Origin of the sequence: Kitasatospora herbaricolor (genome assembly GCF_030813695.1) — a bacterium.
Taxonomy (GTDB): Bacteria; Actinomycetota; Actinomycetes; order Streptomycetales; family Streptomycetaceae; genus Kitasatospora; species Kitasatospora herbaricolor.
On the sequence record NZ_JAUSVA010000002.1, the window covers coordinates 1,804,734 to 1,827,967 of the forward strand.

General features: G+C 74.3%; 18 protein-coding genes and 1 riboswitch. Of the genes, 6 read left to right on the forward strand and 12 right to left on the reverse strand.

What is annotated here, in order from left to right; all coding sequences use genetic code 11:
* Positions 1–84: 84 nt before the first annotated feature.
* A complete protein-coding gene (locus J2S46_RS08250; protein ID WP_191292067.1) occupies positions 85–1,194 on the reverse strand; it encodes an FAD-dependent monooxygenase in 1,110 nt (369 codons plus the stop codon).
* A gap of 204 nt (positions 1,195–1,398) precedes the next feature.
* Between J2S46_RS08250 and J2S46_RS08255 the strand changes: the two genes are divergently transcribed.
* Positions 1,399–2,409 carry a TetR/AcrR family transcriptional regulator C-terminal domain-containing protein gene (locus J2S46_RS08255; RefSeq protein ID WP_191292068.1) on the forward strand — a complete coding sequence of 337 codons (1,011 nt, stop codon included), beginning with the start codon at positions 1,399–1,401 and terminating at the stop codon, positions 2,407–2,409.
* 61 nt (positions 2,410–2,470) lie between these two features.
* Here J2S46_RS08255 and J2S46_RS08260 read toward each other — a convergent pair whose 3' ends face one another.
* The 9 genes from J2S46_RS08260 to J2S46_RS08300 all read right to left on the reverse strand — a co-directional run bounded on the left by J2S46_RS08260 (position 2,471) and on the right by J2S46_RS08300 (position 13,424).
* Complete coding sequence (locus J2S46_RS08260; protein WP_191292069.1) at positions 2,471–3,526, reverse strand: ABC-2 transporter permease; 1,056 nt, start codon at positions 3,524–3,526, stop codon at positions 2,471–2,473.
* Positions 3,527–3,604: 78 nt separating this feature from the next.
* Entirely contained in the window at positions 3,605–4,189 is a 585-nt protein-coding gene (locus J2S46_RS08265; RefSeq protein WP_191292070.1) for a hypothetical protein, read from the reverse strand.
* 108 nt (positions 4,190–4,297) lie between these two features.
* Positions 4,298–5,887, reverse strand: a complete 1,590-nt coding sequence (locus tag J2S46_RS08270; RefSeq protein WP_191292071.1) for an alpha-amylase family glycosyl hydrolase — start codon at positions 5,885–5,887, stop codon at positions 4,298–4,300.
* 141 nt (positions 5,888–6,028) lie between these two features.
* Positions 6,029–7,390 carry a carotenoid oxygenase family protein gene (locus J2S46_RS08275; protein WP_191292072.1) on the reverse strand — a complete coding sequence of 454 codons (1,362 nt, stop codon included), beginning with the start codon at positions 7,388–7,390 and terminating at the stop codon, positions 6,029–6,031.
* A gap of 129 nt (positions 7,391–7,519) precedes the next feature.
* Complete coding sequence (locus tag J2S46_RS08280; protein WP_191292073.1) at positions 7,520–7,960, reverse strand: SRPBCC family protein; 441 nt, start codon at positions 7,958–7,960, stop codon at positions 7,520–7,522.
* Positions 7,961–8,050: 90 nt separating this feature from the next.
* Complete coding sequence (locus tag J2S46_RS08285; RefSeq protein ID WP_229913028.1) at positions 8,051–9,574, reverse strand: MFS transporter; 1,524 nt, start codon at positions 9,572–9,574, stop codon at positions 8,051–8,053.
* 228 nt (positions 9,575–9,802) lie between these two features.
* The gene (locus J2S46_RS08290; protein ID WP_229913029.1) at positions 9,803–10,459 is read right to left on the reverse strand and encodes a bifunctional 4-hydroxy-2-oxoglutarate aldolase/2-dehydro-3-deoxy-phosphogluconate aldolase; all 657 of its coding nucleotides are present in this window, start codon (positions 10,457–10,459) and stop codon (positions 9,803–9,805) included.
* A complete protein-coding gene (locus J2S46_RS08295) occupies positions 10,456–12,099 on the reverse strand; it encodes an N-acyl-D-amino-acid deacylase family protein (protein ID WP_191292075.1) in 1,644 nt (547 codons plus the stop codon). Before J2S46_RS08295 ends, J2S46_RS08290 begins: the two co-directional genes overlap by 4 nt.
* Complete coding sequence (locus J2S46_RS08300; RefSeq protein ID WP_229913030.1) at positions 12,099–13,424, reverse strand: alanine racemase; 1,326 nt, start codon at positions 13,422–13,424, stop codon at positions 12,099–12,101. Before J2S46_RS08300 ends, J2S46_RS08295 begins: the two co-directional genes overlap by 1 nt.
* A gap of 245 nt (positions 13,425–13,669) precedes the next feature.
* Between J2S46_RS08300 and J2S46_RS08305 the strand changes: the two genes are divergently transcribed.
* The 4 genes from J2S46_RS08305 (at position 13,670) to J2S46_RS08320 (ending at position 18,332) form a co-directional block, all read left to right on the forward strand.
* Positions 13,670–14,800 carry a sugar kinase gene (locus J2S46_RS08305; protein WP_191292076.1) on the forward strand — a complete coding sequence of 377 codons (1,131 nt, stop codon included), beginning with the start codon at positions 13,670–13,672 and terminating at the stop codon, positions 14,798–14,800.
* The gene (locus tag J2S46_RS08310; RefSeq protein WP_191292077.1) at positions 14,797–15,549 is read left to right on the forward strand and encodes an IclR family transcriptional regulator; all 753 of its coding nucleotides are present in this window, start codon (positions 14,797–14,799) and stop codon (positions 15,547–15,549) included. Before J2S46_RS08305 ends, J2S46_RS08310 begins: the two co-directional genes overlap by 4 nt.
* A gap of 129 nt (positions 15,550–15,678) precedes the next feature.
* Complete coding sequence (locus J2S46_RS08315) at positions 15,679–16,104, forward strand: RidA family protein (protein ID WP_229913031.1); 426 nt, start codon at positions 15,679–15,681, stop codon at positions 16,102–16,104.
* Positions 16,105–16,286: 182 nt separating this feature from the next.
* Positions 16,287–18,332 carry an MDR family MFS transporter gene (locus tag J2S46_RS08320; protein WP_191292078.1) on the forward strand — a complete coding sequence of 682 codons (2,046 nt, stop codon included), beginning with the start codon at positions 16,287–16,289 and terminating at the stop codon, positions 18,330–18,332.
* A 141-nt stretch (positions 18,333–18,473) separates the two neighbouring features.
* Here J2S46_RS08320 and J2S46_RS08325 read toward each other — a convergent pair whose 3' ends face one another.
* The gene (locus tag J2S46_RS08325) at positions 18,474–19,538 is read right to left on the reverse strand and encodes a M23 family metallopeptidase (RefSeq protein ID WP_191292079.1); all 1,065 of its coding nucleotides are present in this window, start codon (positions 19,536–19,538) and stop codon (positions 18,474–18,476) included.
* Positions 19,539–19,541: 3 nt separating this feature from the next.
* Positions 19,542–19,692: riboswitch (cyclic di-AMP (ydaO/yuaA leader) on the reverse strand.
* 330 nt (positions 19,693–20,022) lie between these two features.
* On the opposite strand from J2S46_RS08325, the gene J2S46_RS08330 reads away from it, so the two are divergent.
* Complete coding sequence (locus J2S46_RS08330; RefSeq protein WP_229913032.1) at positions 20,023–21,555, forward strand: MFS transporter; 1,533 nt, start codon at positions 20,023–20,025, stop codon at positions 21,553–21,555.
* 16 nt (positions 21,556–21,571) lie between these two features.
* Here the strand turns inward: J2S46_RS08330 and purB are convergent, their stop codons facing one another.
* Entirely contained in the window at positions 21,572–23,011 is a 1,440-nt protein-coding gene (gene purB / locus J2S46_RS08335) for an adenylosuccinate lyase (RefSeq protein WP_191292080.1), read from the reverse strand.
* Positions 23,012–23,234: the final 223 nt, after the last annotated feature.

Below are 23,234 nucleotides of genomic sequence, written 5' to 3' on the forward strand. Positions count from 1 at the left end.
CCGCCCCGCCCCGGTCGCCCCAGGCCTCTTCGATCAAGGCCCGTTCGCCCAGGGCCCGTTCGCCCAGGGCCCGTTGGTCCAGGCTCAGTCGTCCAGGGCGATCGCGTTCTTGGCGCGCTCGACCGAGGCCTCGGAGGCCGGCCCGCCCGGATTCTCGGTCGCCAGCGCCTGGTTGAGCTCGACGAAAGGCCGCATCCGCTGCTCGTACCGGGCGAAGGCCACCCGGTGGTCACCGTCCGCCCGGCCCAGCGCGTCGGCCAGCACGTACGCGCCGACCAGCGCGAGGCTGGTGCCCTGGCCGGACAGCGGGGAGGCGCAGTAGCCCGCGTCGCCCAGCAGCACCGCCCGCCCGGCCGACCAACTCGGCATGCTGATCCGGGCCATGGCGTCGGCGTAGAAGTCGGGGGCGGCCCACAGGGCCTGCAGCAGCCTCGGCGTCTCCCAGCTCAGCCCGGCCATCCGGTCGGCGACCAGCTGCCGTTGGGCGTCGGTGCCGCGAGGGCCCGGGTCGAGCGGGCCCGACTCGAAGCCGAAGGTGATCCGCAGTTCGGTGTTGTCGCGCACCGGGGAGATGCCGTAGCCGGCCGAGCCGTCCCGGAGCCAGACCTGCCAGTTGTCCAGGCCGAGGAAGTTGCCGGCGCCGAAGACGGCCAGGTGCATCCCCAGGTGCTGGAGGTACTGCTCGGTCGGCCCGAACGCCAGCCGCCGGACGGCGGAGTGCAGGCCGTCCGCGCCGACCACCAGGTCGAAGGCGCGCCGCCGCCCGCTCTCGAAGAGGACCTGCACGCCGTGCTCGTCCTGGTCGAGTGCGGCGACGGCGTCCCCGAACACGAACTCGGCCTCGGCGCGGGCCTTCTCGTACAGGACGCCGACCAGGTCCTCGCGCAGCAGTTCCAGGTCGTCGCTGTCGAGCCGGCCGCTGCTGAAGGTCGACTCGGTGGAGCGCGAGAGCTCCTTGCCGTCGGCGTCGAGCACCGACATCCCCCGCATCCTGGTGCGCAGCGCCGTCACCTCGTCCAGCAGGCCCATCCGCCGGACGACGGTGAGGGCGGCGCCGCGGATGTCGACCGCCTGGCCGCCGGTCCGCGGGGCGGGCGCGCGTTCGACCACGGTCGGGGCGAAGCCCCGGCGGCGCAGCCAGTGGGCCAGGGCGGACCCGGCGATCCCGCCGCCGGAAATCAGGACGGTCTTCATGGCAGGCTCCCTTGTACGGTGTAAGCGGTACGGTGTACGCGGTTCTGAATGTACGCCGTACGTGCAGCCCTGCCAATCGCCTTTTCCCTGCTGTGTACTAGCTCAGAAGCTCCACGACCGGCCTTCCGGCCGAGTCGCTCCTGCTAGGATCTGCACTAGTACAGGATTCGCGCGTCCGAAAAAAATTCTTGGGAGCCCGCCGCCGTGAACCCGGAGACCGATCCACCCTTCCGGCGCATCGCCGCCGAACTCCGCCGACGCATCACCGAGGGCGAACTCGCCCCGGGTGAGCGGGTGCCGTCGACCCGCCGGATCGCCGAGGAGTGGGGAGTGGCCCTGGCCACCGCCACCAAGGTGCTGACCACGCTCAGCCTGGAGGGGCTGGTGGAGTCCCGCCCCAGGGTCGGCACCGTGGTCGCTCCGGGCGCCGGCGCCCCGGCCCCGGCCCCCGACCGGGGCCGACCCCGGAGCCGGGGCTCGAACCCGGCCCCGGCCGCCCGCGCGGAGCAGGACGGCCCGGAGGGCGACCAGGACCTCACCCGGGCCCGGATCGTCCGGGCCGCCATCGAGATCGCCGACGCCGAGGGGCTCGCCGCGCTGTCGATGCGCGGGGTCGCGGCCCGGCTGGGCGTGGCCGCGATGTCCCCCTACCGGTACGTCGGCAGCAAGGAGGAACTCCTGCTGCTGATGGCCGACGCCGCCTTCGGGGAGGCCGCGTACCCCGCCGTCCCGCCGGAGGGATGGCGCGCGCAGCTGGAACTGAGCGCGCGGACGCTGTGGTCGCTGTTCCGCCGGCACCCCTGGCTGGCCCAGCTCGGATCGCTCACCCGCCCGATGCTGCTGCCCGACCTGATGGTCCACGCGGAGTGGGTGCTCAGGGCCCTGGACGGCCGCGGCCTCGACGCCAGGACCATGCTCGACGTGCACGTGCTGCTCTACGGCTATGTCGAGGGCATCGCGGCCAACCTGGAGCGCGAGGCCCAGGCCGAGGCCGCCACCGGCCTCTCCGAGGACGAGTGGATGGACCGGCAGGCGCCCGCCTTCCGAGCCATCACCGCCTCCCCTCGGTACCCGGTGTTCAGCAGGCTGGTCCGGTCCGTCGAGGGCGGCTACGACCTGGACCTCGACACGCTCTTCGAGTTCGGCCTCCGCTCGCTGCTCGACGGCCTCACCGGCCTGGTCGAGGGCCGGACGGGGCCCCCGGCCGCACGGTGACCGGGGCCACGCCGTCACCCGGGCGGTCGCGGGGCCCCGAGGCCGTGCGGGTGCGGCGGGGTCAGACCCCGACGGCCTCGCCCATCTCCTCCTCGGCCACCGCCGGCGACGGCACCCGGTCGGTCGCGTCGGCCGCCCGGCCGCGCCGCTCGTACCACCCGGCCGCGGCCAGCAGCGCGAGGCCGGCCAGCAGCCAGAGCGCCAGCGCCGCCAGCCGGCCGCCGAGGCCGGCGCCGCCGCCGAAGTAGAGCACGTCGCGGGCACCCTCCAGGAACCCCGCGCCGTTCCAGAAGGAGTGCAGGGCGCCGAAGAAACCGTTCTGCAGCTCGGGCCGGTAGATGCCGCCCGAGGTGGTGAAGTTGAGCATCACGAACAGCACCATCAGCGCCAGCGTGGTCCACCGCTTCAGGAAGGTGTGCAGGCCCGTGCCGATCGCGACGATGCCCGCCGAGTAGAGCCAGCCCATCGCCCAGACCGCCGCGAGGTCGTGGTCGACGACGTGGAACACCGGCCCGGCGGTGACGATCCCGATCACGCCGACCACCAGCGAGGTCACCAGGCCGACCAGCGCCCGCACCCGCATGCCGAGCCCCGCCCCGGCCGCCCCGATCACCGCGACGCTCCCGTACGAGCCGATGCTCAGCGCCACCAGCAGGAAGAACAGGCCCTGGCCGGTCGGGTCGCCCTCCGCGGTGGGGGCGATGTCGGTCACCGTCAGCGGGACGCCCTGCTGGGTGGCGACCGCCCGGAAGACCGCCTCGGCCGCCATGGCGGAGGTGTCGGAACCGGCCTTGGCGACGATCAGCTCCGGGCTCCTCGGGTCCGGGACGAACGCGCCGGTCAGCTCGCGGTCGCGCAGCTGCCGCTCGGCGTCGTCCCGTGTGGCCAGGGTGCGTACGTCGAGTGCGGGGCCGGCCTTGGCCTGGACGGCTCCGGCCAGTCCGCCGGCCTGCGGGGTGGTGCCGACGACCGCGACCGCGAGGCGGTGCGGCACGGGCTGGTGGAAGGCGCCCTGGTAGGCGAGAGCCATGCCCAGGCACATCAGCAGCGGGGTGAGCAGGTGGACGGCGAGGTGCTTGAGCGAGGGCCCCAGTGCGGGGGCCGGGATTGCGGCCATGGGCGGGACGCTCCTCCATTCAGGTGGTAAATGCAACTATCAGCCAAGGTTGGTAAATGCAACCTTTGCAGATGCAGTCTACAACCGTTCGGCGCCCGGGCCGTCGGCGGGCCGCTCCGGCGCCCAGCCTTCCGGAGGCACCAGCCGGCCCTGCCGGACCGTGAACCCGGCCTCCACCAGGTACGGCCGCGCCTGCTCCATCAGTGACAGCACCCGCAACGAGGTCCGCGCGCAGAGGAACGCCATCGGCAGTTCGACCAGCCCCGCCATCAGCAGGGCGACCGGCAGCTCCCCGGGGGGTGCCAGCATCACGTCGAACCAGGCGTCGACCACCAGCAACGCTGCCGCCACCGCGTTCACGGCCGCGCTCTTCACCGACAGCCGGAGGATCCGCACCGCCGCCGCGGCGAACACGATCACCAGCAGTGCGTCGAAACCGCCCCAGGCGACGTTCCAGCGCTCCGCCTGCTCCCGGGCCGGCAGGGTCAGGAACAGCCAGGTCGTCCACGGCACCAGGACGGCCGCCGCGGCCAGGAAGAACAGTGCCAGCCGCGGCGTGACCACCCGGTCCGCGCTGCTCCCCGGCGTGTCCAGCAGAGCCGGCGGGCGGAGGAAGCCCGGCAACCGCTGCTCCCAGGTCGCCCTCGCCCGCCGCTCGTCCATCCGCCCGCTCCTCCGACACCGCCGTACCCGCTTCCGGCCGGTCAGTCTCGCACCGGCCGGCCGCCCCGGCGGATCCGGCCGGCGATCGGACCGGCGGATCCGGCCGGCTCAGCCGAGTTCGAAGATCCCGTACGAGAACCCGTCCGCCCGCAGGGTGCCCGCGCCGAGACCGACACCCCTGGCCTCCAGTACCCGGGCTCCCGCCGGGGCCGCGAGCGGGAGCGGCAGCTCCACCGGCTCCCGGCCGGGGTTGACGGCGACCAGGTAGCGGCCGCCGCGCAGGTGGACCAGCGGATAGCCGTCGTGCAGCACCTCGACCGTGCCGTGGGCGCCGAGGGCGGGGTGGGCGCGCCGCAGCGCGATCAGACGCCGGACCAGCTGGAGCAGGGAGTCCGGGTCGGCCCGCTGGGTGGCCACGTCGGGGCGGTCCGGGTCGGGGTCGAGCGGGAGGTAGAACCGGTCGGCGGGGGCGCTGGAGAAACCCGCCCCCGGGCCGGGCTCCCACTGCATCGGGGTGCGCGAGCCGGCCCGGTTGTAGCGGGGGCCGAGCACGCTGCCCTCGGTGTCGGGCAGTCCGGGCAGGTAGCGCATGCCGATCTCGTCGCCGTAGTACACGGCGGGCACGGTCGGCCAGGTGAGCTGGAAGGCGAACGCGGCGGCGAGTTGCTCCCGGGTCCGCGGCCCGGTGCACAGCCGCGAGAAGTCGTGGTTGGCGGTGGGCAGCACCATGTGCCCCGAGCCCTCGGTCAGGGCGGCGGCGGCCCGCCAGGCGTCGACGAAGTACCGCGGCGAGCCCTGGCCGGCCGCGTCGAAGTAGCACGGGCCCTGCTGCCATTGCTCGTGCACCGTGCCGGCGTTGTTGTTCCACAGCGAGCGCAGCGGCAGGCCGTCGTCGGGGCCGCCGAACTGCAGGAAGAAGTCGGCGTGGAACCCGGCCGCCACGGCCGCGGCCGGGTCGCCCCATTCGGCGAGCAGCGCGGCCTGCGGGTGGTCGCGGTCCAGCTGGTCCCGCAGCTCGGTCCAGAGCTTCGCGGTCTCGGTCCTGCCGGGGTCGTCCTTGACCAGGGAGGAGGCCATGTCGACGCGGAACCCGGCGATGCCGAGCCGCAGCCAGTGGTCCATGATCTCGCGCAGCGCCGCCCGGTTGGCGCGCGGGCCCTCGGCGTCCACGCTCTGGCGCCACGGCTCGGCGGCGTCCGTGCGGGCGTAGCCGAAGTTGAGCGCGGGCTGGCAGTCGAAGAAGTTCGGCAGGTACCAGCCGGCCCGGCCGCCGGGCGAGCGGACGAAGCCCTCGGCGGGCCGGTCGGACCAGATGTAGCGGTGGTCCGCCGCGTCGTCGGCGGAGGCCAGGAACCACGGGTGCCGGTCGGAGGTGTGCCCGGCCACCAGGTCGAGCAGGACCCTGATACCCCGGGCGCGGGCCGCGTCCACCAGGGCCACCAGATCGTCGGTGCCGCCGTAACGCGGCGCCGTGCTCAGGTAGTCGGAGACGTCGTAGCCCGCGTCGCGGAACGGGGAGGCGAAGCACGGGTTGAGCCAGAGCGCGTCGATGCCGAGCCAGGCGAGGTGGTCCAGGCGGTCGGTGATGCCGGCGAAGTCGCCGATGCCGTCGCCGTCGGAGTCGGCGTAGGTCTGCGGATAGATCTGGTAGAGGACGGCGTCGGTCAGCCAGGCGGGGCCGGGGCGGGTCGAGGTCACGGGGATGGGTCCTCCTGCCGGGTCCGGGGGTGGTGCCGGACTACGGATTCTCGTCCATCGCGGGCCGGTACGACAGCGCGGCCCGGCCGGCCGCCGGGGGGCGTCCCGGGGGCGGGCGGTGCCGCGCCCCGGGACGGCGGGTCAGCCCCGGCCGCCGTCCAGGTCGCCGTCGGGGATCCAGGAACCGTGGATGCCGGCGGTCACCCGGCGGGGCAGGTGGACGGTGGCGACCCGGTCGAGCCCGCCTGCGTCCAGGACCAGCAGCTGGGAGGCGTCCTGCTTGAGGTCGGAGACGACGGTCAGGAGGTAGCCGTCGTCCTCGTTGGTGGCCCCGGCCGCGGGGACGAACACCGCCTCGCTGGGCAGCCGCGCGTCACCGACCCGGTGGACACGGCGGGCGCCGGTGACGCGGTCGTACTTGACCACGCCGTAACCGCCGTAGCCCTCCTGGTCGGGGAAGGACACCGCGTACTGGTAGCGGTGCTCGGCGCCCAGGTAGTCCTCGTTGAGGGTCGGGAACTCCACCGCGAGATCGTCGATGATCTGCTCGTCGACCGTGCCGGCCGCCAGGTCGACGACCCAGCGGCGGGTGTGGGAACGGGTGTTGGGCTCGGTCCCCCGGCCGGGCGCGCCGACCCACCAGTTCCAGGACAGCTCGAACCCCTCGCGGTCCACGGTCGGGCCCTCCAGCACGATGCGGCCCCGGCTGTCCTCGTAGGCGTTGGCGGCGTGCAGCATGTTGCCCGGCTCGACGGAGAACCAGCGGATCCGTCCGGCGCCGTCGGCCCCGCGGGGCATCACACCGATGCGCGAGGGCTGCCGGTCGCTCCAGCCGTAGGGGATGCCGGAGTGCTCGGCCGGGTCGAAGGTGACGCTGCCCTCGACGAACACCACATGGCGGCGGGTGACCGCGAAGTCGTGCTTGAGCGAGGCGGTCGCGCCGGGGACCTCGGCGCTGTGCACGATCTCGCCCTTGGCGTCGGCGACGTAGTACGTCAGGTACGGCGGGAACGGCGAGGACCCGAAGAAGTGGAGTTCCCCCGACACCGGGTCGACCTTGGGGTGCGCGGTCATCGCGCCGCGCAGCTTGCCGCCGAAGTCGTGGGCGCCGACGGTCTCCAGGTCCGGGGTCAGCTCGAAGGGCACGTTGGCCTCGCACAGGGCGAGCAGCCGGCCGGCGTGCTCGATGACGTGGGTGCCTGCGGTGCTGGCGGTGAGGTCCGGTCCGTGCTCGGTCAGGTAGGGGGCGCCGTCGAGGGCCGGGGTGTGCACCCACCGGTTGCGGTACCACTCGGCGCGGCCCTCGCGCAGCCGGATGCCGTGGACCATGCCGCTGCCCTTGAACCAGTGGCTGGGGGTGACACCGGGCTTGGGGTTGTGGCTGTTGCGGATCAGCCGGCCGGTCAGCTCCGGGGGCAGGGTGCCCTCGACGGTGAGCCCGGTGGCGGTGATCTCGTCGGCGACGGGGGTGTAGTGGCCGGTCAGGTACGGCTTGCTGGTCATGGTCGGGGTCCTCGGGTCTCGTGGGTCGTGTGGGTCGTGTGGGTCGTGTGGGTCGTGGTCGGTCGTGGTCGAGGTTCGTGTCGGTCGTGGTCGGTCGTGCTCATCGGTGACCTGCGGCGGGCTCTGCCCTCAACCCGTCTGCTCGGCACGGGCCTTGAGGCTGTCGAGCCAGCTCTCCAGGGAGGCCCGCAGGGCCGTGGCGAGTTCGTCGGGGGCGGCGTCCACGGGCCGGCCGCTCCAGGACTCCTCGGTGTGGACGACGACCTGGTCGCCGCTCCGCTCGAAGGTCCAGCTGTGGATGCCGACGATGCCCTCGACGGTCCCGCCCCAGACGATCCGCTGTCCGGGGACGAGTTCGCGGACGGTGGAGGTGATGCTCAGCCCGTGGGTCCGCCAGGTGAAGCTGCTGCCGACCGCCACCGGGGCGCCGAGCGTGGCCTGGTCGATGCCGACGTTCCAGACCGGCCAGTTGTCGATGTCGGTGTGCAGCGACCAGACGGTGGCGAGCGGGGCGTCGATCGCCCGCGTCAGGCGGACGACGACGGGGGCGGTGGTGTCGATGGTGTGCATGGGGTGTCCTTGTCGGTGCTGGCGATGAGCGGATCGGCGATGGTCAGGGGGCCGGGGCCCACCCGCGGTGGCCCGGCCCCGGGGTGTGGATCAGGTGGTGGGCAGGTGGTCGGGCGACCGGCCCGGCCGGGGCGTCGGCGTCGGCGTCGGCCCGGTGGCCGTCCCGGGGCGGGCGGGGCCGTCCCCGGCCGTCCGGGGGGTGCGGCGGGCGAGCGGCACGGCGAGGAGTGCGGTGGCGGCCAGGACAGCGGCCGAGACCGTGAAGGCGGCGCGGTAGCCGGCGGTGAGCGCCTCCAGGCGGGGCTCCCGGGTGGCCGCGTGCGCGGTGACCGAGCCGGCCAGGGTGGCCAGGGCGGCCAGGCCGATCGCCCCGCCGACCTGGCGGGTGGTGTTCACCAGTCCGCCGGCCAGGCCCGCGTCCTGCGGCCGGACGCCTTCCACCGCGAGCGCGGTGAGCAGGACGAAGGCGGTGCTGAGACCGAGGCCGATCAGGATGCTCGGGCCGAGGACGTCGGCCCGGTAGCTCCCGTCGGCGCCGATCCGGGACAGCCACAGCATCCCGGCTGCCTCGGTGAGCAGCGCCGCCGTCAGGGTGGTGGCGGCGCCGATCCGCCGGGCGATCCGGGGCGCCACCGCGGCACCGAGCATGTTGGCCGCGGCGAGCGGGAGTTGCCCGGCTCCGGTGGCCAAGGGGCTGGATCCGAGCACCTGTTGCTGGTAGAGCGGCAGGAAGAAGAACAGCGCGATCCAGACGGACCCCAGCAGCGCCATCAGCAGGTTGCCCGCCGCGACCCGGCCGGTGGCGAACAGCCGGGGCGGCAGCAGCGCGTCCGGCCGGCGGAGTTCGACCACGGTGAAGGCCGCGAGCAGTGCGGCGGCGCCGAGCAGGGCGCCGAGCACCCGGGCGTCCGTCCAGCCGGCGGAGCGGGCGGTGGTCAGCCCCCAGACCAGGCAGGTCAGGGCGAGGGTGACGGCGGCGGTGCCGGGCAGGTCGAAGCGCCCGGCGGCCCTTGGGCCGGGCGCCCCCGGCACGAGGAGCGCCACGGCGGCCAGGACCAGGGCCGCCCCGAGGGCCACGGCGTGGAAGATCCACGGCCAGCCCCAGGCCTGGGTGAGCACGCCGCCCAGCAGGACGCCGGCCGCCCCGCCCGCGCCGGAGACCGCGCCCCACACCCCCAGGGCCCGGCCCCGCCCCGGACCGGACGGGAACAGCTCCATCGCCAGGGCGAGCGCGGCGGGGGCGACGGCGGCGGCGCCGAGGCCCTGAACGGCGCGGGCGGCGATCAGCACACCCGAGGAGGTGGCGAGGCCGGCCGCCGCCGAGGCCGCCGCGAACAGCGCGAGGCCCGCGATCAGCACCCGGCGGCGCCCGAGCAGGTCGGCCGTCCGCCCGCCGGCCAGCAGCAGCGCCCCGAACGCCAGCCCGTAGGCGTTGACGACCCAGGTGGTGCCGCCGTCCGACAGGCCCACCCCGGCCCGGATCTGCGGCAGCGCCACGTTCACGATCGAGGTGGCGAGCATGACGGTGAACTGGGCCGCCGCGAGAGCCGCGAGCGCGGCCCCCGGCCGGGGCGCGGGGGCCGCCCGGTCCGCCTGGATGCGTAGGAGGTTCATGGCGGAGAGCCTCGCGCCGGACGGTGTCCACATTCCAGGCCCGGGCCGGGCAGGGACTGTCCACTCCTGTCCGCAGCTGTCCACCCGGGTCGCCCCGGGCGGGCGCCCGCCGACCGTCCGCCGAGCACCGCCGACCGTGGCCGGCTGTCGTGCACCGGCGACCGGGCGAGGTGCCGTGCGGCTGCCGCGGCGCGCACGGAACGAGGCCGCGCGCCGGACGGAGCAGGGTCAGCTCGGGCGGCAGGCGGCGGTGAAGACCTTGGCCCGGCGGGTGATCTCGGCCCAGTCACCCGCGGCGACCACGGCGGGCGGGACGACGTCCGTCCCGGCGCAGACGGCGAGCGCGCCGTGGGCGAGGAACTCGGCGGCGTTGTCCGCGTTGACACCGCCGGAGGCGACCAGCGGTAGGCCGGGGTAGGGGCCGTTCAGGTCCTTGAAGTAGCCGGGGCCGAAGGCCTTCGCGGGGAAGATCTTCACGGCGGCGGCGCCCAGTTCGGCCGCCCGCGCGACCTCGGTGGGGGTGAGCGCGCCGAGCACCACGGGGACGCCGGCCGCGTGCGCGGCCCCGGCGACCTCGGGCCGGACGCCGGGGGTGACCAGGAAGGCCGCGCCGGCCCCGATGCCCTGCTCGGCCTGCCCGGCGGTCAGCACGGTGCCGACGCCGACCCGCCAGCCGGCGGCCGCGGCGCGGCACAGATGATCCGTCACATCCGGTGTGGTGAAGGTGAATTCGACCCAGGTGATGCCGCCGGCGGCGAGGGCGGCGCAGAGCGCGGCGGCGTCGGGTATCCGCGGTGCGCGGACGACGGCGATCACCGGGTCCGCGGCCAGCGCGGCCCGGGTGTCGGCCAGGACGGTGCCGGTGGGGCTGCTGGGGTTGCTCACAGGGCTCGGGCTCCTTGTTCGGTGCGGCGCAGGGCGCGGCCGGGCAGGGCACCGGTGGTGCGGCCCCGCTCGACCACGGCGACGCCGTTGACGTAGACGTACTCGATGCCGGCGGCGGGCAGCCTGGGCTCGTCGAAGGTGGCGGTGTCCCGGACCATGGCGAGGTCGAACAGCACCAGGTCGGCGTGGTGGCCGGAGCGGATCAGGCCGCGCCGGTCCAGTCGCAGCCGGCGGGCCGGCCTGCCGGTCATCCGGGCGACCGTCTCCTCCAACGTGAGGACGCCCAACTCCCGGCTGTAGTGGCCCAGGTAGCGGGCGAAGGTGCCCCAGGCCCGGGGGTGCGGCCGGGCCCCGACCAGCAGGCCGTCACTGCCGGCGGTGTGCGCGGGGTGGCGCATGATCGCCCGGACGTTCTCCTCGTGGCCGACGTGCTGGAGGATGGTGGTGGCCAGCCCGTCGTCCAGCAGCAGCTCGAAGAAGACCTCGGTGCCACCGCGTCCGCGCTCGGCGGCGAGGTCGGCGACCGTCCGCCCGACGGTGGCGGCGAGGGCCTGGTTGCCCACGCCGGAGATCTGGACGGTGGCCCAGTCGGTGACGACGCCGTGGCAGCCGTCACTGCCCTTCTCCTCCACCTCGATCCTGATCCGCTCGCGGGCGGCGGGGTCGGCGAGCCGGGCGAGGGTGGCGTCCGGGCCGCCCTCGGTGGCCCAACTGGGCAGCAGGGCGGCCAGGGTGGTGGAGCCGGGGAGGTAGGGGTAGCTGTCCAGGGTGAGGTCGCAGCCGTCCGCGATCGCCCGGTCGACCAGGTCCAGCAGTTCGCCGGCCCGGCCCCGGTTGACGCCGAAGTTCATCGTGGCATGGGTGAGGTGCAGCGGGCAGCCGGACTTCCGGGCGATCTCCACCATCTCCGCGTACCCCTCCAACGCCCCTGCTCCGTAGGAGCGTTGGTGCGGGGCGTGGTAGCCGCCGTGGGCGGCTACCACCTCGCAGAGGGCGACCAGCTCGTCGGTGCCGGCGTACATCCCGGGGGTGTAGGTGAGCCCGCTGGACATGCCGACCGCGCCCTCGCGCAGCCCCTGGGCGAGCAGGTGCCGCATCCGGTCGAGTTCGAGCGGCGTGGGCGGGCGGTCGTCCCAGCCCATCGCGAGCATCCGGACGGTGCCGTGCGGCACCAGGTAGCAGGCGTTGACGGCGATGCCCCGGTCGAGGCGGTCCAGGTACTCGCCGACGCTGCGCCAGGCCCAGTCGAAACCGGCCGGGTCGCCGTTCCAGCCGGCGATCTGGCGGCGCAGCGCGGGCAGGGTGCGGTCGTCGACGGGTGCGTAGGAGAGGCCGTCCTGGCCGAGCACCTCGCAGGTGACGCCCTGGGTGACCCGGGACGGGTGCTCGGGCTCGACCAGCAGCCGCAGGTCGGAGTGCGCGTGCATGTCGATGAAGCCGGGGGCGAGCACCAGCCCGTCGGCGTCGACGGTCCGGGCGCCGGCGGGGTCCCCGCCGAGGTCGGGGCGGCCGATCTCGGCGATCACCCCGTCGGTGACCCGGACGTCGGCGCGGTAGCGTTCGGCGCCGCTGCCGTCCACCACGGTGGCGCCGCGGAAGAGCAGGTCCGGCCGGGGTGCGGGAGCCTCGGGCCGGGCCATCAGAAGTACGTCCTGACCAGGCCGACGACCCGCGGCTCGGCACTGTCGGCGTCGTCGAGGACGGGGATCATCGTCCACTTGTCGAAGGCCGTGCAGGGGTGCGAGAGGCCGAGCCGGACGACGGCGCCGACCGGGGCCTGCTCGCCGGCCCCCACCAGGAAGGCGTGCTGGTCGTTGAGTTGGCGGATCCGCGCCTCGGTGCCGGCGAGGCTCCGGACGCCGGACGTGGTGCGGACGCGCTGCGGCTCGGGCATCCCCTCGTCGAAGGGCAGGTCGCGCTTGCCGGCGTCCAGCAGGGAGAGGTCCGGTTCGGGGTGGGAGACCACCCGGGCCCAGCCGTGCAGGGCGGGGCGCAGCGGGGTGCCGGCACCGCGGGCGAGCGGCGAGATGCCGCGGTAGAAGCCGTCGTCGTGGGCCAGGTAGGCGCCCGCCCGGATGACCACCAGGGCGTCGTCGAGGGGCTTCAACTCCTCGACGACGGTGTCGAAGTAGGCGCTGCCGCCGGCGGTGACCAGCGGCCGCTGGCTCTCGTACCGGCCGGTCAGGGCGCGGTGCAGTTCGGCGAGCCGGCGCAGGTAGGCCCGGACGGTGGCGAGGGCCTGCTCGCCGGCGTCGTGCGCGAGCGCACCCTCGTAGCCGCCGACGCCGGCCAGGTGCAGGGTGGGTGCGGCGAGCACGGCCTCGGCGACCTGGACGGCCTCGGCCACCGTCCGGGCGCCGGTGCGTCCGGCGGGGCCGCCGAGTTCGACCAGCACCTCGACCGGGCGACGGGCGCCGGCGGCGCGCAGCGCCTGGTCCATCATCCGGACGCTGTCGGCGCTGTCGACCCAGGAGGTGAAGGCGAAGCCGGGGTCGGTGTCGAGTTCGGCGGCGAGCCAGCCGAGTCCCGCCGGGTCGAGCAGGGTGTTGGCGAGCTGGATCCGGTCGACGCCGAAGGCACGGGCGACCCGCAGCTGCGGGAGGTTGGCCAGGGTGATGCCGTGGCTGCCTGCCTCGATCTGGGCCTGCCAGAGGGCGGGGGCCATGGTGGTCTTGCCGTGCGGGGCGAGCGCGACGCCGGCCTCGGCGCACCAGCGGGCCATGGTGGTGAGGTTGTGGTCGAGGGCGCCGGCGTCGAGGGTGAGCAGCGGGGTGCCGAGGTCGGCGAGGGCGGGCCGGCCGGCGAGGTACTCGCGGACGGTCAGGCCCCGGGCGGCGGCCGGCAGTGCCTTGAACCGCCAGTCGAGGGTCTCCTCGGCGAGGGCGGCGACCTCGGCGGCGGCGATGCCGGGCCCGGTGCTGCTGCTCGCGTACGTGGTTCCGCTGCTTGCCTGCGTGTGATTCACCCTGTGCCTCCGGTTGTTCCTCGGTCCCGGCTCGGGCGGCGAGGTTGCAACATGTGCAACGACTATTGCATATGTTGATGAGACGGTTCTAGCATCGGCGCGGAACACCGGTCAACGGATCACCGGGCGGCGAGGCCCCTGGCCTCGGAAGACCGGGCCACGGGCCACGGGGCACCGGGCCACGGGGCACCGGTCGGCGAAGCACCGGTCACGGGTCGACGGCATGACATGAGGGAGCGCACCAGATGGCAGGTCAGGACACCGCGGCCACCGTGGACCCGGAGGCCGCCGACGGCCTCCCGGAGGCGGTGTGCCTGGGGGAGTCGATGGCCGTGCTGCTGCCCGAACGGCCGGGCCCGCTGGAGAGCGTCGAGGGCTTCCGGGTCTCGCTCGGTGGCGCCGAGTCGAACGTGGCGGGCGCGCTCTCGGCGCTGGGCGTGCGCAGCGGCTGGATCAGCCGGGTCGGCGACGACGGGTTCGGCCGGCGGCTGACGGCCGGGGTGGCCGCCCGCGGCGTGGACGTCTCGGCGGTCGTGGTCGACCCCACCCGCCCCACCGGGATCTACCTCAAGGAGGTCGGCGGCTCCACCGGCGAGCCGTACGACCTCGGCAGCGGACGCAGCCGGCTGCACTACTACCGGGCCGGCTCGGCCGCCGCCGCCCTCTCCCCCGACCTGCTCGCGGAGCCGGCGGCGGCCCGGCTGCTGGCCGGCGCCCGGCTGCTGCACCTGTCCGGGATCACCGCGGCGCTCTCCGACGGCTGCCTGGAACTGGTCCGGGCGCTGCTGGTCCGCCCGCGCCCGGCGGTCACCCGCGACCTGCTGGTCAGCTTCGACCTGAACTGGCGTCCGGCGCTGTGGCACGGCCGCGACCCGGCCGTGCTCCCGGCCCTGATGGACGCCGCCGACGTCCTGCTGCTCGGCGCCGACGAGGCCGAGGCCGTCCTCGGGACCGGTGACCCGCAGGCGCTGCGCGCCCGCTTCCCCTCCCCCGCCACCGTGGTGGTCAAGGACGCCGACCGGCTGGTGACCGCCGTCGGCCGGGACGGCACGGCGGTCGGCGAGGCCGCGCTGACCGTGGAGGTGGTCGAGGCGACCGGTGCCGGCGACGCCTTCGCCGCCGGCTACCTGGCCGGCACCCTGCGCGGCCTGGACCAGCGCCGCCGCCTGCGGCTGGGCCACCTCAGCGCCGCCTGCGCCCTGACCGCACCCGGCGACCAGGCCGAGCTGCCCGCGCGCGAGGTGGTCGCGGCCCTGCTGGACGCCTCGGCCGGGGACTGGGCCGCGACCCGGGTCTCGGCGGATGGCATCGTGTCCCCGGTACTTCCCGCGCTCCCGTCCCGGCAGGGCGCGTCCCCCGTGGTTGGAGCGAGATGAGCCAGACCGTCACCCGTGCCCTGCGCCTGCTCGCCGAGCTCGGCGAGGGTGAGCGCTCCCTCGACCAGCTGGCCGAGCTGCTCGGCGTGCACAAGACCACCGCGCTGCGCCTGCTGCAGAGCCTTGAGGAGGAGCGTTTCGTCTACCGCGACGCGGCGTACCGCTACCACCTGGGCGCCGGCCTGTTCGCGCTCTCCAGCCTGGCGCTGGAGCAGCGCGGGGTGCGCCGGGCGGCGGCACCGCACCTGGCGGCGCTGAACTCGGCGACCGGCCAGACGGTCCACCTGGCCGCGTACGAGGGCGGCGAGGTGGTCTACATCGACAAGTACGACTCCCGGCACCCGGTGCGGATGTACTCGCGGATCGGCCTGCGGGCGGCGCTGCACTGCGCGGCGGTCGCCAAGGTGCTGCTCGCGGACCTGCCGGTGGCCGAGCGCCGCCGGGTGGTGGCGGGCATCGACTTCACCCCGTACACCGCCAACACGCTGACCACGCCCGAGGCACTGCTGGCCGAGCTGGACACCGTCGCGGCCCGCGGCTGGGCGCAGGACCACGCCGAGCACGAGTCCTTCATCAACTGTGTGGCGGCGCCGGTCCGGGACGCCACCGGCCGGGTGGTGGCGGCCGCCTCGATCTCGGTGCCCGACGTGGTGCTCCCGTACGAGCGGGTGCTGGAACTGCTGCCCCAGCTGCTGGCCACGGCCCGGGCGGTCTCCGCCGACTGCGGGCTGCCGCCGGGCACCGCCTGACCCGGCCTCACCCGACCGACCAGCCTCACCCGGCCAACCGGCCGCCCCCCCACCCACACCCGTCCGCGCCGCGCCGCCCGCACGACCCGGCGCCGCACCAGCCCCGACCGACCGAGGAACCCCCCGAAGATGAGCGAGCACCCCACCATGAGCGACAAGGTCGAGATCCGTACCGACGGCGCCCCCGCCCCGGCCTGGATGTTCTCCCAGGGCGTCCGCAAGGGCCCGATCCTCCAGGTGTCCGGCCAGGGCCCGCAGGACCCGGCGACCGCCGAGTACCTCTTCCCCGGCGACGTGAAGGCGCAGACCCGGCGGACGCTGGAGAACGTCAAGGCCATCGTCGAGGCCGGCGGCGCGACCGTCGAGGACGTGGTGATGTTCCGCGTCTACCTCACCAAGCGCTCCGACTTCGCGCTGATGAACGAGGTGTACGCCGAGTTCATCGACGAGAACATCAAGCCGGGCGGCGTGAAGCCCTGCCGCACGACGATCTTCTGCGAGCTGCCGCAGGAGCCGATGCTGGTGGAGATCGACGCCCAGGCCGTGATCGGCTGACGGACGGCGGGACGCCGCGGCCGGGCCCCGGACGGCAGGACCGTCCGGGGCCGCGCCGCGCCCGCCGCCCCGCCCGTCCCGGCCGGTGGCGCCGCCGGCCACCCGGACGCCCGCTCCGGTGGCGGGCCCGCCGCACCGCGCCAAAGCTGGGTTGACCTGCTCCCCGCCCAGGAGGCCCGGCCATGTCCGACACCACCGTGACCGAGGCCGTGCCCGCGCCGCCCTCTCCACCCTCGCTGAGCCGGCGCCAGACGAACGTCGTCTTCCTGACCATCGTGCTCGGCATGCTGATGGCCGCCCTCGACCAGACCATCGTCTCCACCGCGCTGCCCACCATCGTGGCGGACCTCGGCGGCGGCGGTCACATGGCCTGGGTGGTGACGGCCTACCTGCTGGCCGAGACCGTCGCCACGGTGCTGGTCGGCAAGTTCGGCGACCTGTTCGGCCGCAAGATCGTCTTCCAGGTGAGCGCGGTGATCTTCATCGCGGGCTCGGTGGTCTCCGGCGCGGCCAACGGCATGGCGGTGCTGATCATCGGCCGGGCGGTGCAGGGCGTGGGCGGCGGCGGGCTGATGGTCACCGCGATGGCGCTGATCGCGGACGTCATCCCGCTGCGCGAACGCGGGAAGTACCAGGGCGCGCTGGGTGCCGTCTTCGGCGTCACCACGGTGGTCGGCCCGACCCTGGGCGGGCTGTTCACCGACCACGCCTCCTGGCGCTGGTGCTTCTACGTCAACATCCCGATCGCCGCGGTGATGATCGTGATGGCCGCCCGGACGATCCCCTCGGTCCGCGCCGCCGTCCGCCCGGTCATCGACTACCTCGGCATCGTGCTGATCGCGCTCGGCGCCAGCGGCCTGGTGCTCGGCCTGGAGTGGGGCGGCAACGAGTACGCCTGGAGCTCGCCCGTGATCATCGGGCTGTTCACCGGCTCGGTGCTGCTGCTGGTGGCCTTCGTCCTGGTGGAACTGCGGGCCCCGGAGCCGATGCTGCCGATGCACCTCTTCCGCAACTCGGTCTTCACGGTCTGCTCGGTGCTCAGCTTCATCGTCGGGTTCGCGATGCTCGGCGCGATGACCTACCTGCCGACGTACCTGCAGTTCGTCGACGGCGTCTCGGCCACCGGCTCGGGGGTGCGCACCCTGCCGATGGTGGTGGGCCTGCTCGGCATGTCGGTGCTCTCGGGCGTGGTGGTGAGCCGCACCGGCCGCTACCGGATCTTCCCGATCCTCGGCACCGCCGTGATGGCGCTGGGCCTGTACCTGATGTCGACGATGGGTCCGGACACCGGCGTCTGGCTGGAGTCCCTGTACATGTTCGTCCTGGGGCTCGGCATCGGTCTGGCCATGCAGGTGCTGACCATCGCCGTCCAGAACACCGTCCCGTACCACGAGCTGGGCACCGCGACCTCCGGCGTCACCTTCTTCCGGACGCTCGGCAGCTCCTTCGGCACGGCGGTGTTCGGCACCCTCTTCACCAACCAGCTGGGCCCCAACCTGGAGGAGGCCTTCGCGCAGTCCCCCGGCGTGCCGCCGGCCGCGGTGCAGAGCCCGCAGGCGCTGCGGGAGCTGCCCGCCGACGTGGCCCAGCCGTTCGTCCAGGCCTACGCCGACACCATCAACTACGTCTTCCAGTGGGTGGTGCCGGTCGCCCTGGTGGGCTTCGTGGTGGCCTGGTTCCTGAAGGAGGTGCCGCTGCGGGACAGCGCCCGGGCCGGCGCCTCCGACATGGGCGAGGCCTTCGGCGCACCGGACAGCGGGGACGCCGACCGGCAGCTGGAGCGGGCGCTCGCCAACCTGCTGCGCAAGGCCAAGGGACGGCCGGAGATCGGGCGCCGGCTGCTGGCCGACTCGGGCAGCACGGTCGGCCCGGACCAGGCCTGGATGCTCGGTCAGATCTACTGGCGCACCAAGCTCCAGGGCGGAGCCACCCTGCTGGCCATCGCGACCGCGCACCACATGCCGGAGGAGGTCGTCCGGCCCGCGGCCGAGCGGACCCTGCGCGCGGGCCTCGCCGAGAGCGAGCACGGGGTGCTGGCGCTCACCCCCCGGGGCGAGCGCGAGGTCGAGCGCCTCGCCGAGGCCTGGCGACACTGGATCGACCGGCACCTGGACGACTGGGACGTCACCGACCCCGCCGACCGGGCCCGGCTCGACCGCGCGGTCGAGGCCATCGCGACCAGACTGTACGAGGACGACCAGGTGCACCGGGAGAGCGTGCCGGCCTGACCGGAGGAAAGGTGCCGCCGGAAATCCCCCCCCCCCGAGGAAACGCGAACTGGCCGGGCCCGCAGCGATGAGCGTTCGCTGCCGGCCCGGCCGGTGTTCAACTACCGCGGCGCATCAGGCCGCGAGGGTTCGTACCCGGTGTCAGATGCTGACGCCGTGCGCACGGAGGTAGGCGATCGGGTCGATGTCCGAGCCGTACTCCGAGCCGGTGCGGATCTCGAAGTGCAGGTGCGGGCCGGTCACGTTGCCGGTCGCGCCGGAGAGACCGATCTGCTGGCCGACGGTCACGGTCTGGCCGACCTTGACGCCGATCGAGGAGAGGTGGGCGTACTGGGCGTACTTGCCGTCCGCCAGCTTGATCTCGACCTCGTTGCCGTAGGCGCCGCCCGGGCCCGCCTTGACGACGGTGCCGGCCGCGACGGCCTTCAGCGGGGTGCCGGTGGCGGCGACGAAGTCGGCACCGGTGTGGTGGCCGCTGGACCACATGGAGCCGGCCACGCCGTAGGCGGTGCCGAGGCGGGCGCCGGCGATCGGCGCGGTGTAGCCGGAGGTGCTGGCGGCCGCGGCCGGGGCCGGGGTGACGGCCGGCTTCGGCGCGGTGGTGGCGGCGGGCTTGGGAGCCTCGACCGGCTTCGGGGCCTGAGTGGCCTTCGGGGCCTCGGCGACCTTGGGCGCCTGAGTGGCCTTCGGGGCCTGAGTGACCTTCGGGGCCGGGGTGGCCTTCTTGGCCGGCGCGGAGTCGGAGGAGGTCTTCGGGGCCGGGGCGGCGGCGGGCGCCTGGGCGGCGGCCTTGCCGACCACGAGCTGCTGACCCGGGTAGATCAGGTTCGGGTTGGCGCCGACGACCGAGCGGTTGGTCTCGTACAGCGCGTGCCACCCGCCGTCGACGTTCTTCGCCGCGGCGATCTTCGACAGGGTGTCACCGCCGACCACCTTGTAGGTCTCGTCGACGGCGGCGGCCGGCGCGGCGGCCGGGGCCGCGGCGGGGGCGGTCTCGACGGCGGCGGCCTTGACGGCCACGGCGTCGGCGCTGGTGGCACCGGTCCAGGTGGTGGACTGCGACTTGGCGGCCGGGACCTCGTGCGCCGAGGCGCTGACGGCGGTCACCAGGGGAAGGGCGAGAACCGCGCCGGTCACACCGGTGGCGATGCCGATCCGGGCGAGACGGGGCAGACGGTTACGACGGTGCTTTGCCTGTGCGGGCATGGGGTATTTCCTCTCCGACGCCTGCGAGGTGAGCTGTCGGGTTCGGGCTGGAGTTGCCCGGCCGCAAGCGCGGCTTCACCCCAAGCCGTCCCGGCTGACGGGACGGCGACTTACCTGTGGGTCCCCCACTCCTGCCGTACAGAGTTCGTTCGAAGCCCCCGGGCAGCGGCAGGACTAGGCGTTCCACCCGGCGGGCCCACCCGGACATTGGCCGGGCGGTCGCTGAAGCAAAGCCCATCGGCCCGGGTTAATCAATGTCGATCACATTCACCTCCGGAAATTCACAAAAATCCCAGGGAATTCAGTGACTCTCCGAATGATCGACTGTGCAGTACGTGCACAATCCAATCGCGCTGAGCGACCGTCCGACCCCCCTGCGCCGACATTCTCGGCCCTGCGTCCACCACCGCACACGCTCAGCCACCACCCGGACGCGCCGCCGGTGACCCTTGTCACGTAGGCCCCCCGGGCGCAGGATCGAGCCGTGGAAACCGACGCCGCCGGCGCACTCAGGATCGGCACCCCGCAGGGGCGCTGGGTGGTGCTGGCCACGGTGCTCGGCTCCAGCATGGCCATGCTGGACGGCACCGTCGTCAACGTCGCCCTGCCGCGGATCGGCGAGGACCTCGGCGCCTCCTTGGCCGCCCTGCAATGGACTCTGAACGCCTATCTGCTCACCCTGGCCGGGCTGATCCTGCTCGGCGGGGCGCTCGGCGACCGGTACGGCCGGCGCCGGGTCTTCCTGATCGGCGTCTGCTGGTTCGCCGTCGCCTCCGCCGTCTGCGCGGCCGCCCCGAACGTCGGGGTGCTGATCGCGGCCCGCGCCCTGCAGGGCATCGGCGGCGCGCTGCTCACCCCCGGATCCCTGGCGATGCTGCAGGCGACCTTCCGGCCCGACGACCGCTCGGCGGCGGTCGGCCTCTGGTCCGGCCTCGGCGGGGTCGCCGCGGCGGTCGGCCCCTTCCTGGGCGGCTGGCTGGTGGACGGCCCGGGCTGGCGCTGGATCTTCCTGCTGAACGTGCCGTTGGCCGCCGTGGTGCTCGCCGTCTCGCTGCGGCACGTACCGGAGAGCCGGGACGAGAGCGCCACCGGCAGCTTCGACATCGCGGGGGCGGTGCTGGCCGCGCTCGCCCTCGGCGGGGTGACCTACGCGCTGACGGCCGCCGGCGAAGGGCTCTCCCCCGCGGTCTGGCTCTCCGGCGCCGCCGGGCTGCTGCTCGGCGCGGTGTTCATCGCCGTCGAACGGCGCACCGCGTCCCCGATGCTGCCGCTGGAGCTGTTCTCCTCACGCCTGTTCACCGCGGTGAACCTGGTCACCCTCTGCGTGTACGCGGCCTTCAGCGGCGTGTTCTTCCTGCTGGTGGTGCAGCTCCAGACGGTCTCCGGCTTCACCCCGCTGACCTCCGGGCTCGCCCTGCTGCCGATCACAGTGCTGATGCTGGCGCTGTCCGCCCGGGCCGGTCGGCTCGGCAAGCGGATCGGCCCCCGGCTGCCGCTGTTCCTCGGGCCGCTGATCTGCGCGACGGGCGTGCTGCTGATGCTGCGGATCGGCCCGGACGCCTCCTACTGGACGGAGGTGCTGCCGGCCACCACCGTGATGGGCTGCGGGATGGTCCTGCTGGTGGCGCCGCTCACCGCGACGGTGCTGGCCGCGGTGGAGGTGCGCCGGGCCGGGATCGCCAGCGGCGTCAACAACGCGGCGGCCCGGGCGGCCGGCCTGCTCGCGGTCGCGGCGCTGCCCGCGCTGTCCGGGCTGAGCGGCGACGCCTACCAGGTGCCGGACTCGGTGGACGCGGCCTTCCGGACCTCGATGCTGATCTGCGCCGGACTGCTGGTCACCGGCGGCCTGCTCGCGCTGGCCACCGTCCGCGGCAACGTGCTGGCCCCCGAGGACCACCCGGTCGCCGAGCCGGACGCGGCCTGGTCCTGCGGCGCCTGCGGACCGCCGATCGATCCGGGGCACGAGCGCCCCGGAACGCCTCGGGGCCCTGCCGCGGGGAACGCGACAGGGCCCTGAGAAAACTGACGACAGGTCAGAGAATGTCACCGGGCGCGTACTTGGCGGCCTCCGGGTGGGCGGCCGCGACCGCCTCGATCCGGCGGACGACCTCGGCGACCTGCGCCCCGGCCGCACCGGTGAAGGAGATCCGGTCGGCGAGCAGCGCGTCCAGCTCGGCGCGGCCGAGCGGCATCCGCTCGTCGGCGGCCAGCCGGTCCAGCAGCTCGTTCTCCCGGGCGCCGGCCCGCATCGCCAGCGCGGACGCGACGGCGTGCTCCTTGATGACCTCGTGCCCGGTCTCCCGGCCGACGCCCGCGCGCACCGCGCCCATCAGCACCTTGGTGGTGGCGAGGAACGGCAGGTAGCGGTCCAGCTCGGCCTCGATCACGGCCGGGAAGGCGCCGAACTCGTCGAGGACGGTCAGGAAGGTCTCCAGCAGGCCGTCGAAGGCGAAGAAGGCGTCCGGCAGCGCGACCCGGCGCACCACCGAGCAGGAGACGTCGCCCTCGTTCCACTGGTCGCCGCCGAGCTCGGCGGTCATCGAGGCGTACCCGCGCAGGATGACGGCCAGGCCGTTGACGCGCTCGCAGGAGCGGGTGTTCATCTTGTGCGGCATCGCGGAGGAGCCGACCTGGCCCTCCTTGAAGCCCTCGGTGACCAGCTCGTGGCCGGCCATCAGGCGGATGGTCTTGGCCAGGCTGGACGGCGCGGCGGACAGCTGCACCAGGGCGGAGAGCACCTCGAAGTCCAGCGAGCGCGGGTAGACCTGGCCGACGCTGGTCAGCACGTGGTCGAAGCCGAGGTGGCCCGCCACCCGCTGCTCCAGCTCGGCCAGCTTGGCGGTGCCCTCGCTGCCCCCGCCCAGCAGGTCCAGCATGTCCTGGGCGGTGCCGACCGGGCCCTTGATCCCGCGCAGCGGGTACCGGGCGATCAGCTCCTCCAGGCGGTTGAACGCCACCAGGAGTTCGTCGGCCACGGTGGCGAACCGCTTGCCGAGGGTGGTCGCCTGCGCGGCCACGTTGTGCGAGCGGCCGGCCATGACCAGCTCGGAGTACTGCGCGGCGAGCCGGCCCAGGCGCACCAGCACCGCCACCGTACGGTCGCGGACGTGCTGCAGGGACTGGTGGATCTGGAGCTGCTCGACGTTCTCGGTGAGGTCCCGAGAGGTCATGCCCTTGTGGATCTGCTCGTGGCCGGCGAGGTCGCTGAACTCCTCGATGCGGGCCTTGACGTCGTGGCGGGTGACACGCTCACGCGCGGCGATGGAGTCGAGGTCGACCTGGTCGAGGACGCGCTCGTAGTCGGCGACGGCGTTGGCGGGCACCTCGACGCCGAGGTCCTGCTGGGCCTTCAGGACGGCGAGCCACAGGTGGCGCTCAAGGACCACCTTGTGCTCGGGGGACCACAGCTGGGCCAGGGTCGCCGAGGCGTACCGGGAGGCCAGGACATTGGGGATCTGGGGCTTCGCGCTCACGCTTCGCAAGCCTAACAGCCGAGGTCAGCCGGACCGTCGGCGGACCACCCCGAGCGCGCCGCCGGTGCGGCGCCCGGTCACCGCGCGAGCACCCGGCGCAGCAGCCGCACGGACCGGCCCCGGACAGCGGGGGCGGCGGGGGCGGCCAGCACCGCCGGCCCGGACGGCCGCGTCCCGGCGTCTTCCGCAGCAGCGCACGGCCGGCGGCAGCCGGGCGGAACCG

What these genes read in the sequence shown, in the direction of transcription:
- J2S46_RS08310 (WP_191292077.1), top strand. Translation starts at nt 14,797, where the DNA reads ATGAGCCAGACCGTCACCCGTGCCCTGCGCCTGCTCGCCGAGCTCGGC.
- J2S46_RS08325 (WP_191292079.1), bottom strand. Translation starts at nt 19,538, where the DNA reads ATGCCCGCACAGGCAAAGCACCGTCGTAACCGTCTGCCCCGTCTCGCC.
- J2S46_RS08315 (WP_229913031.1), top strand. Translation starts at nt 15,679, where the DNA reads ATGAGCGAGCACCCCACCATGAGCGACAAGGTCGAGATCCGTACCGAC.
- J2S46_RS08285 (WP_229913028.1), bottom strand. Translation starts at nt 9,574, where the DNA reads ATGAACCTCCTACGCATCCAGGCGGACCGGGCGGCCCCCGCGCCCCGG.
- J2S46_RS08295 (WP_191292075.1), bottom strand. Translation starts at nt 12,099, where the DNA reads ATGGCCCGGCCCGAGGCTCCCGCACCCCGGCCGGACCTGCTCTTCCGC.
- J2S46_RS08320 (WP_191292078.1), top strand. Translation starts at nt 16,287, where the DNA reads ATGTCCGACACCACCGTGACCGAGGCCGTGCCCGCGCCGCCCTCTCCA.
- J2S46_RS08280 (WP_191292073.1), bottom strand. Translation starts at nt 7,960, where the DNA reads ATGCACACCATCGACACCACCGCCCCCGTCGTCGTCCGCCTGACGCGG.
- J2S46_RS08250 (WP_191292067.1), bottom strand. Translation starts at nt 1,194, where the DNA reads ATGAAGACCGTCCTGATTTCCGGCGGCGGGATCGCCGGGTCCGCCCTG.
- J2S46_RS08260 (WP_191292069.1), bottom strand. Translation starts at nt 3,526, where the DNA reads ATGGCCGCAATCCCGGCCCCCGCACTGGGGCCCTCGCTCAAGCACCTC.
- J2S46_RS08305 (WP_191292076.1), top strand. Translation starts at nt 13,670, where the DNA reads ATGGCAGGTCAGGACACCGCGGCCACCGTGGACCCGGAGGCCGCCGAC.
- J2S46_RS08265 (WP_191292070.1), bottom strand. Translation starts at nt 4,189, where the DNA reads ATGGACGAGCGGCGGGCGAGGGCGACCTGGGAGCAGCGGTTGCCGGGC.
- J2S46_RS08275 (WP_191292072.1), bottom strand. Translation starts at nt 7,390, where the DNA reads ATGACCAGCAAGCCGTACCTGACCGGCCACTACACCCCCGTCGCCGAC.